Source organism: Terrabacter sp. P5_B1 (genome assembly GCF_056400505.1).
Map to the genome: position 1 here is coordinate 1 of NZ_JBFULD010000146.1, position 9,954 is coordinate 9,954.

At 69.9% G+C, this 9,954-nt stretch carries 9 protein-coding genes and 1 pseudogene; 3 read left to right on the top strand and 7 right to left on the bottom strand.

What is annotated here, in order from left to right:
- The first annotated feature begins 492 nt into the window (after positions 1–492).
- The gene (locus AC1DP0_RS11905; protein ID WP_478084777.1) at positions 493–1,431 is read left to right on the top strand and encodes an AraC family transcriptional regulator; all 939 of its coding nucleotides are present in this window, start codon (positions 493–495) and stop codon (positions 1,429–1,431) included.
- Between the two features lie 1,031 nt (positions 1,432–2,462).
- On the opposite strand, the gene AC1DP0_RS11910 is transcribed toward AC1DP0_RS11905, so the two are convergent.
- From AC1DP0_RS11910 to AC1DP0_RS11935, 6 genes and pseudogenes are all read right to left on the bottom strand, one after another.
- Positions 2,463–2,873, bottom strand: a complete 411-nt coding sequence (locus tag AC1DP0_RS11910) for a PPOX class F420-dependent oxidoreductase (protein ID WP_478084778.1) — start codon at positions 2,871–2,873, stop codon at positions 2,463–2,465.
- A gap of 6 nt (positions 2,874–2,879) precedes the next feature.
- A complete protein-coding gene (locus AC1DP0_RS11915) occupies positions 2,880–3,611 on the bottom strand; it encodes a mycothiol-dependent nitroreductase Rv2466c family protein (protein WP_478084779.1) in 732 nt (243 codons plus the stop codon).
- 334 nt (positions 3,612–3,945) lie between these two features.
- The gene (locus tag AC1DP0_RS11920; RefSeq protein WP_478084780.1) at positions 3,946–4,494 is read right to left on the bottom strand and encodes a transposase; all 549 of its coding nucleotides are present in this window, start codon (positions 4,492–4,494) and stop codon (positions 3,946–3,948) included.
- Positions 4,495–4,744: 250 nt separating this feature from the next.
- Positions 4,745–5,005 (bottom strand): annotated as a pseudogene (locus tag AC1DP0_RS11925) (IS110 family transposase); the annotation flags it as partial.
- A 35-nt stretch (positions 5,006–5,040) separates the two neighbouring features.
- On the bottom strand, positions 5,041–5,205 hold the full coding sequence (locus AC1DP0_RS11930; RefSeq protein WP_478084781.1) for a hypothetical protein: 165 nt from the start codon (positions 5,203–5,205) through the stop codon (positions 5,041–5,043).
- Positions 5,206–5,449: 244 nt separating this feature from the next.
- Positions 5,450–5,761 (bottom strand): hypothetical protein, encoded by a 312-nt coding sequence (locus AC1DP0_RS11935; protein WP_478084782.1) that lies wholly within the window; start codon positions 5,759–5,761, stop codon positions 5,450–5,452.
- Between the two features lie 660 nt (positions 5,762–6,421).
- Between AC1DP0_RS11935 and AC1DP0_RS11940 the strand changes: the two genes are divergently transcribed.
- Positions 6,422–7,060, top strand: coding sequence for a hypothetical protein (locus tag AC1DP0_RS11940; RefSeq protein ID WP_478084783.1), 639 nt, complete (start codon positions 6,422–6,424; stop codon positions 7,058–7,060).
- Between the two features lie 510 nt (positions 7,061–7,570).
- Positions 7,571–8,173 (top strand): DUF1269 domain-containing protein, encoded by a 603-nt coding sequence (locus AC1DP0_RS11945; protein ID WP_478084784.1) that lies wholly within the window; start codon positions 7,571–7,573, stop codon positions 8,171–8,173.
- 470 nt (positions 8,174–8,643) lie between these two features.
- Here AC1DP0_RS11945 and AC1DP0_RS11950 read toward each other — a convergent pair.
- Positions 8,644–9,954: Ig-like domain repeat protein (locus AC1DP0_RS11950; protein ID WP_478084785.1), on the bottom strand; the 1,311-nt coding region annotated here is incomplete at its 5' end.

Consider the following 9,954-nt stretch of genomic DNA (forward strand, 5'->3'; position numbering starts at 1 on the left):
GCGCCGGCGGAGCCGCCGCTGCCGGCGGCGTCCGATGCCGGGCACCGCTGTGGTCAGCCGGTGCTGGGCTGCTGGCCAGGTCCAGCAGTGACGGCGTCCCTCGAGCGGGCTCGCATAGCGGCCGCCGGGGTGGGTCGACTCCGCCACAGGTGCCTCCTTCTCATCGATGGTGCGAGCAGGCCGGGCACGCCCGCACGCCGAGACGTCACGAGGCCGACGGGCACGAAGCGGACAGGGTGGCCCCGAACGCGCCGAGAGCGCTCGCGGCGCGAAGGCCCCCAGCTCACGGGATAGCTGGGGGCCTTCCGCCAGGCCAGGGGTACCCCAGCGACGCTATTGCACGCAGAAGGATCGTAGGCAGCGGAGGTGGGCCGGTTCTTTGCGGGACCGGACGGATACTTGTCGAGTGAGGACACCGGGGTCGCGAGGCGTGCCGTGCAGCCACTGATCCGGGGTGCGACGCTCGACGGGTACCTCGAGCTGGCCGCGGCCATGGGCCTCGACGCGCCATCGTTGGTTGCTCAGGTGGGACTGGACCTCGGTGATCTCCGGGCTCCGGACGCTTGGCTCGCGGCGGAAGCGGCCGTGCGGCTCCTGGATCTTTCGGCCTCTCTCTCGGGGCGGCCCGACTTTGCCGTGTTGTTGGGTGACCGGCGGCGTCTGGCCACCCTCGGGCCGATCAGTGTGGCGGTACGCGAGGAGCCGGACCTGCGCCAGGTCCTGCGGGTGCTGGTTCGGCACGAGGTGAGCTACAACGAGGCGCTGCGGATGCGCCTGGACGAGAGTGATGGCGCGGCCACCWTCCGGCTGTGGCTCGAGCTGGGCGCACCGGCGCCGGTGGGGCAGGCCACGGTGCTCGGGGTCGCCGCCATCAACGGGGTCATTCGTGAGTGCATCGAGGACTCGTGGCGCCCTCTCGGCGCCTACTTCGCGTTCCCCGCGCCCGCCGACCTCGGACAGTACCGCGCCGCGTTCGGGCCCGGTCTGCGGTTCGAGCAGCCGTTCACTGGCCTGGTGCTGAGCTCACGTGACCTCGTGTCGCCGAACCGACTGTCCGACCCGCTGCTACGTCCGTACGCGCAGCAGTTCCTCGAGGCGGCCGTCACCCGGAAGGGGCCGAGTGCCACCGCCCGTGTGACCGAACTGGTCGAGCTGCTGCTGCCCGCGGGACGGTGCTCGCTGACGGCGGTCGCCCAGGCTCTCCGTGTCGATCCGCGCACGCTGCGGCGACACCTGGCCCGTGAAGGGACCTCGTTCAGCGCCATTGTGGACGAAACCCGGGCCGCTCTCGCGCAACGCCACCTCGGCAGCGGCGCCCAGTCGATGACCGAGATCTCACAGCTGCTGGGGTTCGAGACCCCGGGCGCGTTCAGCCGATGGTTCACCGGGCGGTTCGGCATGACGGCTCGTGACTGGCGAATGCGGTCCTGAGCCCGGAGCCGCCGCCGGTCGGCTCTCAACAGCGACTGGCAGTGCTGCACAACCCGTTCAGCGCGTCCACCACGGCCGCATGCCTCGATCTCATCACCGACGAGCGGGATCACTGTCCGCCTCCCCGGAGATGTCCCCTTCTCGGCACGACCCACCAGCGGCATGACCGGACGCAGGCAGACGGCCACTCCGACATGCCTGGGACGGCCGAAACCTATACCGCTCGGCCACCGGCGGGTGGACGATCGATCATGCGCCTGAGGAACTTCCCATGCTGGGTCATGGGTCACATGTACCTCCACAAGCCCGGGGACAAGGACGTGCTCGTCTGCCAGCGCTGCGGCCATCGGAAGCTGTGGGCGACCAGGCAGATGCGACAAGGAGGCGCTCCGCTAGGCCCTCGCTCTTGGAAGGAATGGCGCCCGGTCGCGTTCGCGAGTCGTCGGCCGTCACGGGTGTGGTCCATGTAGCGATCGACGCCGCTCCGCTCGCACACTCGACGGCGACTATTACGGTGGCACGGGTCTGCGTGAGCCGGGGAGGACCCGAGCGGGTTCGCTGTGTCTCCGCGGGAACAGACACCCTGCGCCACGACGCCGAAAGTGGGCTCAAGACGCCGAGGCGGCCGTCGCGGCGGGAGCGAGAGGGGCGAATGATGAGACTTCAGAACTTCCCGTGATGGGCCCTCGGTCACATGTATCGGGTCAAGGCCGGCGATAAGGACATGCTCGTGTGCCAGCGATGCGGCGCGCGGGAGCTGGTGTGGCGGAAGCGGTTGAACGACAGGGCCACCAGCCCATGGACGTGACCGAACGGGCTTAGCCGAGAATCGTTGTCGTCCGGACTGGCCAACAACGCCGGCCAACCATGCACTGACGCACCGGCCAGGGCTGTGGGCGAGGATGCACACCATCAGCGGCATGCCAGGACGTTGCCTCGGCCGGGGACCTGCCTCCTCGCTGGACACGGCAGAGGTCCATCAACCACCCACCGTCCAGTCGCCCGGCCGGGGGTGGCTTCCTCTGATCCGGTCAGCCTTGGCGGTCCGGCCCCGCCCTCAGCGGCTCGATCCTGACCAGCACGCGTCGCTCCCGGACCATGCTGGCCCGGTAGCCCTCCCAGTCGTCGTGCTCGCCGGCGACCTGCCGGTAGTAGCGCACCAGCGGTTCCATCGCCTCGGGAAGCGACACCACGTCAGCGGCTCCCTCCACATAGACCCAGTCGCCGAAGAAGCCGTCGGGAAGGATGCAGATCTGCGCCCACGGGTCACGCCTGAGGTTCCTCGTCTTGTAGGCCGTCTCGCGACTGCTGACCATGAGGTGCCCCTGCTCGTCGACGCCGACGAGCACCGGGCTCTGCTGGATACCGCCACCCCTGGTCCGGGTCGCGAGGACCGCGTGGTGATGGCTCCGGGCGAAGCGGAGCGCGTGGTCGAGGTTCATGACGGTCTACCGCCTCGTCCGTCGACTGCCGCCATGCCAGTCCTCCTGGTTGCCGACCGCGCCGTCCTGGACGCCGAGGCCGCGCAACTGCGGGACTTCGCGGAGGCTGCGCTTGAGCTCCGCAAAGCCGGGGAAGGCTGCAAGCCCGACCACGTGGTCCCACAACCGGATCGCCTCCTCTTCGTTCGGCAGCCGGGAGATGACCGGCCCGAAGAACGCCACCCCGGCAGGAGGCTGGAAGTGGAGAATCGGGGTGCCGACGTCCTTGCCCGTGAGAGCCAGGGCCTCATCGGTTTCGGCCCTGATGCCCAGGTCGAACGAGTCGTCGTCCAGTGCCTCGACGATGTCCTGGGCCAGGCTCAGCTCGGCCAAGACCGGAGCCAGGAAGGAGGGCGTGCCGCGGACATCCGGCTCGCCGGCTGCGGGGACCGGAAGGGGCGGGGAGTCGAAGATGCGCCGTCCCAGTGCTTCGTACATCGGACCGACGATGGCACGGCCGTGCTCCGCACGTGCCCGGCTGATCACGCGAAGCAGTCGCAGCCCTGAGGTGTGGCCGGCCTCGTACTCCGGAGGGAAGTGGCTCTCGTAGTCGACCTCGGAGTTGAGGAGGCGCAAGGAGATGAAGCGCCAGTCCACGGTGTAGTCACGCTGGGACTGCACCAGGCGCACCCATGTGCTCGTCATCCAGGCGAACGGACACACGGGGTCGAAGTAGAAGTGGATGTCCGCCTCGGTCACGGTTGGTGCCCTTCTCTCGTCTTGTGCAGGCGTCATACCCGATGCCCGATGCGGGTGTCAGGCCATCTACCGGACCCCTGTGGCGGACGGCGAGCGCGAAAGTTTCAGCCCTCGTCGGTCGATGGAGCGGGAATGTTGCCGGACACGACCGAACGGCGGAGCTCGGCCTGCACCGAGAGCGGCATGGTCGACGTCGCCCGAGGAGCGGCATGATCGGGCGAGCGTAGCCGCCCTCAACGCTCTTCGGAGAAGCCACTTCCCGGACCCGTCACCACCCAGCGTAGAACGCCCCTTCCGACGGCGTCTTGACACAGAAGTGTCCCTATCAGTTTCGTCAACCCGTCGCTGGCTCCTTCACAGTCGGCTGCAGAGCCTGGCTGGGGTGGCCCGGCTGGTAGGGCTGGCGGTCGCGGATCATGGCGTGCATGACGTCGACCCGCCGCCGAGCCAGACAGGTCAGCGCCGCGGTGTGGGACTTGCCTTCGGCTCTCTTGCGGTCGTAGTACGCGCGGCTGGGTGGGTGCTTGAGGCTCGCGAAGGCCGAGATGTAGAGCGCCCCGCGACGAGTCCGGTTCCCGCGGCGGGCCCGGTACTCGCCCTTGATGGTGCCTCCGGATTGCCGGGTGGTGGGGGCAAGGCCGGAGTACGAGGCGAAATGAGCGGCGCTGGTGAAGGCGGAGCCGTCCCCGATCGTGCGGAGCAGCTCGACCGCGGTGCGTGAGCCGACGCCGGGCATCGAGGTGATGATCTCGGCCAGGGGGTGGATGGTCAAGAGTTCCTCGAGCTCGGTGGCCAGCACCTCGCGCTGCTCGAGGACGGACAGCAGTTGGCCGGCCAGCCCACGGATGACCCGGCCGGACTGCTCGGTTGCCGGGATGGTCACGCTCTGCTGGGCCAGCGCGGTGAGGATCTKGTCGGCCAGGGTGGCGGCGATGCGCGGTGGCCCCCAGGGCGACCAGTCCCTCGATCTCGTCCGTGTCGAGCGCTGCGATCGAGGCTGGTGTGCCCGTAGCGGCCAGCAGGCGCAGGACCCCGCGGCGGCGAAAGTGCTTGCCCAGCAGGCGTTCCAGTGCCGGATGGACGTGGAGAAGCGCGTCGTGGAGCCGATTGGTGAGACGGGTCGACTCGTTCGCCAGGTCGGCGTCGTAGCCGGCCAAGACCGCGAGCTCGACGGTGGTCTGCTCCTCGAAGCCGACCCGCCGTACCGCGTGGGGCAGGGTGCGGGCGGCGTCAGCGATGACGTGGGCGCCGCGCGCGTCGGTCTTCGTGTCGCCRGGGCAGAGGTCGGCGATCCTTCTCATCGCCAAGCCCGGTAGGTAGGCGACCGTGATGCCGGCGGATCGAGCGACGGCGATGGCTAGGGCGCCGATCGAGGCGAGCTGGTCGACGACCACCAGTACACGGCCACGGGCCTGGAGCCCTCGAACAGCTACATCAGGTCAGGCTCAGCGTTGGGCAGCGGCCGATCGGTGAGCCGTTCGCCCTGCCGATCCAGGGCAACGGCGTGATCCGAATCGCGTGCAACGTCGATGCCGCAGAAGACCTCGAACTGGGCCGCGGCCAAGTACTGGGCGGCGGGGCTCGTCTTGGACAAGTGGACCTCCCTCGTAACAAGCAGACCAGCCGTGGACGAAGCGCCGGCAGCCACGTTACGCAAGGCATCCAGAACTGGGCCATGTCCCTATGAGCGGTCACACACGTCCGGCGATCCCGGTGACAACACCTCTGTGATCATCGACGACAGGAGCCATGAATCATGCCGAGATCGCTGGCCTGCACCCTCACTTTGAGGGTCCCCAGAAGGTAACGGGAGCCATGTGCGTGTCCGGCGGGGACCCTCAGACGCCGGTCATCTCGCGCGTGCGGTGCGCCGGCAGCGTCTCGTGGGGGGCGCCGACGTCCTGGCGGATCTCGTCGCCGCAGTGCGAACAACGCCACCCGGTCTCACGCCTGAGGTAGTGGTGACCCGCCCCCCTGCAGATGCGCGCCGGGCCGGCCTCGCCCCAACCGGTGTCGGCCTCGGGGGTGGCCGTGCGGGCCGCACGGACGAAGGCCATGGCGACGAGGGAGACGAAGGCCAGGGCCAGCAGCACGAGGGGCCATGCCGCAACGAGGTTGGCGATGCTTGCGTCCGAGGTCAGCGAGAACATGGGATGAACTCTGTCCCGTTCACCGCAAGGCGCTGGTCAAGGAACGGCAAGCAAGATGCAAGAAAAGCGCAATTCCGCAGGCGGAGACGGACACTCCGTGGTATGCCCGCTCGCTGGCCTGTGCTGCAGGGTCGCCGACGCTGGCAGGACCCGCATCGCCCTCGACCGCGCGGGCACGGCGCTGCCGGGTCAAGCCGACGGTGGCGGCTCTGGAGCGTGACCATCCCGAACCGACGGTTACACGCCCACCTCGCGCTTCGCCGCGCGGACGTCCGCCATCGACACGAGCGACCAGAGGCAGGAGCGGATGTCCGGCCTCCTGTGGCCGGAGCCGTTCGGCAGCGAGACCAGCTTCTGGCTGGCCGACCTGTGAAAGCCGGTGGTGGAGTGGGCGCTGCTGCAGCTGTGGCCGGCCGCGCCTGCACACCTGTGAGTCGCCGATTCGACCCGGGCGCAGGCATCACTCCGTGAAGGTGATGCCTTCGAGGTGCCAGCGGGTCATCCTGCCCGTGTGAGTGCGACTCGACCGAGGTGAGCCGCGCAGGGCATGGAGCAAGAGTCCGAGGAGCGATGATGTTACGACGAGCCCCCTTCGTTCCCGACGGAGTACCGGTGCTGTCACGCGGCCGCCACCGCAGCCCCCGCAGGGGCGCGTGCTTCATGGAGATGGCCTCCTTCCTGGCCGGCGAGCGGTGGAGCGACCATCCGACCTGCACCCATCCGGTGCTCGCTGAGCTAGCCCGCTGGGTCAACGACATGCTCGACGACGCGCACCGCCAACGACTGGTGACGATGGTCCCCGAGATCGTCGGCCTCAACCCGGACGACCCGCGCGCGACGACGGCGCTGCTGCTGACCGCGGCGCGCGCCGCGTTGCCGGTCGCCGCCCACGAGCGGCAGAACCTCTTGGCCCTGGCGATCCTCAACGCCGAGCGCGTGCTGGCCGATCAGGACGGCCGCTCTCCCGGTCACCTGTCGCAGGCTTCCCGGGACGCTCTCATGAGTTCTCCCGCGGCCGAGCGCTGGGCGCGGGTCCAGCTAACCCGCATCGGCTTCAGCCCTGCGGGGGTGCGGCCCTCCAGCGCGGCCAAGGTCATGGTCCTGGCCGTCGACGGCATGGGGCGCGCGTGGATCGACGACCGCCAGGAGCGCCTCGTCAAGCTCCTGCGCGACGGCATTGACGTCATGGCCGCCTTTTCCCCGCTCTTGCCCGACCCGGTCGTCGTGTCAGGGCCGGTGAGTGACCCTGGCATCCGCGCGACGAGGTCCACGCGGCAGGCGCGCGGCTTGGCCGGCTGAGCGAGCGGCGCCACCCGCTGAGGTGAGACCGCCCTCAGCTGGTGTCGGTCGGCCGGGTGCTCCTCCTCGGCCGCCTTCGCCTCCAATCAGCCTGCGCCGGGCAGTGCTGCAGCTGGCGCCGACCGGCCTACGCGAGCCGTTGGGACTGATCTTGGTCGCGTGCCGGATTATGTGCGGTTCGGGGTACCCAGCGCACCACGGATGTTCCGGGCCCTGAAGCATGCAACGGCCGCTCCACCGGGCTTCGCTCCAGGCTTCGCTCCTGCCGCCGACGCCGAAGGGACGGACCCGGCGGATCATGCACGGGACCCTTCCTCCCGGGTGTTGGGGGGCTCAGTGGTGCTCGCCGCACGAATCCGGCGCCCCGGCTCATGCGAGCGCAGCACCGTTTCACCTTCGGAGAGTGATCTCACCCCGGTCTGTGTTCCCTAGCGTGAAGGGACAGGCGCCCCCATGTGTCCTAAAGGGCGGGGGCGCCGCCGCTGGACTCGTTCTGATGAGGAGACGCTCATGTCAGAGGCTGTAGGCAGCTCCGCGGAGCCGCAGGTGACCGTCGTTGGGGCCGTGTCCGACGGCGCGTACACCCTGCTGATCGCGGACTTCGCGAACACGACGAGCGCGCAGGAGGCATACGGGGCGCTCAAAAAGGTCGAAGACGGCCGACATGTCGAAATCGAGGGCGTCATCGTGGTGAAACGGGAGGCTGACGGAAAGGTCGAAGTCCAGCGGGCAACCGACCACACGACCCGGCGTGGCCTCACTTGGGGAGTCGTTGGTGGCGCGGCCCTAGGGCTTATCTTCCCCCCGTCGGTCCTCGGCAGCGCCGCGGTTTTGGGGGCAGCAGGGGCGGCGGCTGGCAAGGTGGGTCAGCTCCATCACCGGCACGAGTTGGCGGACGAGCTGCAGGCTGCGATCGAGCCGGGACATTCCGGCATAGTTGCCCTTGTGTCCGACCCTGCAGCTGTCGAGCTCCGGCGAGCCCTCCAGATGGCCAACACGATCGTCATGACTGCCATCGACGATGTCGTCGCCAAGGACGTCAAAGCTGCCGCCAAGGAGGCTGAAGAGGCCGAAGGCCAGGCCGTCGAAAGCACGGGCAACAACGGGCAGTAGGCAGCGAGCGACACCGCGCGCATCGATCTGCCGCGGATCGCAGGCTCCTGCGGGAAACGTGTGCTGAGCGAGATGCTGGCTGCGCTGGTTGCCCTGGGCATGGTGAGTACGGTCGCTGTGGCCTCGAGTCGCTCTGCGCCAGCGGCCGACACCGAGCAGCCCCCAACCCCGGGCATGGCGGCAATGCTCGATGTCCGCCATGCTGCAGCGAGCCTGGATGCTTCGTTCCCGCCGCGGGCCCGGGCCCACACCGCGCCGCGCTGCGCCGCGCACCATCTGCGGCAGATGCGGACGTTCGCCATCCCGCCTGGGCCGGTCGGTGCATTCGCCACGCGCGCATGGGCCGCCGCCGGCCACGGAGCTGTTAGGCGCAGTTGTTGGCTACGGAGGCCGCTCGGTCACGTGCTCCTGGACTGGCCGGCGCACTGCCCCCTGAGCTTGCGTGGCGGCGCGACAGGCGGCCGGGAGGCTCAGCGGACGTGAACGCGGACGATGACCATGGTCGTTCCGATCTTCACGCCGAGGTTCCAGTCGCCGCTGCGCATGCCGCCCATCCTGATTCCCAGGTTCCAGCGGCCGGGGCCTGCGGCGAGCATGGCCTTGTCGCGTCGCATCGGTGTGCCGGGGGCACGTGCCGCGTCGTAGTAGACCGGCCGGGTCCCGGCGAGCGCGGTCAGCGTGTAGGCCCGGCCGCTCCTGACCTGGAACGCGCCGTTGGCGTACGTCGCGCCGGACAGCCAGGCGGTCAGGGTCCGGTACCGGACGGGGCCGCTCCTCGCGACGTTGCCGGCGCGGTCGGTCGCGACCGCCGTGACGGTCGTGTATTGGCCGCTCACGGTCTTGCTTACGGTGCAAGAGGCGAGCCCGGACAGCGGGTCGCTGCCGGCACACCGGGCGGGCGGCGCGGCGCCGAGGTAGGTCGCGCCGTTGACCGGGCCGCTCAGCCGCACTGACGGCAGGGCCAGGTCGATGTTGACGGAGACGACGGCTGTCGCGGTGCCGCCGTCTGCGGCCGTGATGGTGCGGGTGACGCTCTGGGCCGCGCCGGCTCGGGTGAGCCGCACCGGTGCCGGGCACGCGGCGGTCAGGGCTGCGCTGGTCGGGATGCAGGTGAACGTGACGGTGACCGGGGAGCGGTACCAGCCGTAGCGGGTCTTCGCCGTCGCTGCAGTGGCCGTCGCGACGATCCGCGGGTCGGTCCGGGCGGTCGAGCCGGAGCTGCCGGTGAAGGTGCTGCTGCCTGGGTAGGCTGCGGCGACCCGGTTGGCCTGGCCGGCCCCGACGGCGTACGGCAGGGTTGCCGTCCCGCCGGTGAGCGGGGCCGTCCCGACGGTCTTGCCGTTCACGCTGAAGGTGACCGTGCCGGTGGGGGCGCCGGCGCCGGGGGCGACCGGCGTGACGGCGGCGCTGATCGTCTTCGCGCGGACCGCGACGGCGGTGGTGGTCGCTGCCTGGTCCACGACCTGAGTGAGCTGGTTGGCGGACGGCAGGTACGTGGTGGTGTCGGTCGGGCTGAACGCGGCCGCGACGGCGTGGGCGCCCGGGGTGAGTGGGTGCCCGGCGGGGTCGGTGAGGGCCGGGCTGGTCGCATGTCCGCCGCTGAGGGCTACCGGCGCCCCGAGTGGCGTTCCGTCGACGCTGAATTGGACCGCGCCGGTGCCGGCTCCACCGACGGTGGCGACGGCGTGCAGGGCCTGGCCGTAGACGCCCGGGTTGGCGGTCGTGGCCAGCTGCACGGTCATGGCGACCTGGGTGACCGCGAACGACTGCTGCATGCGGGG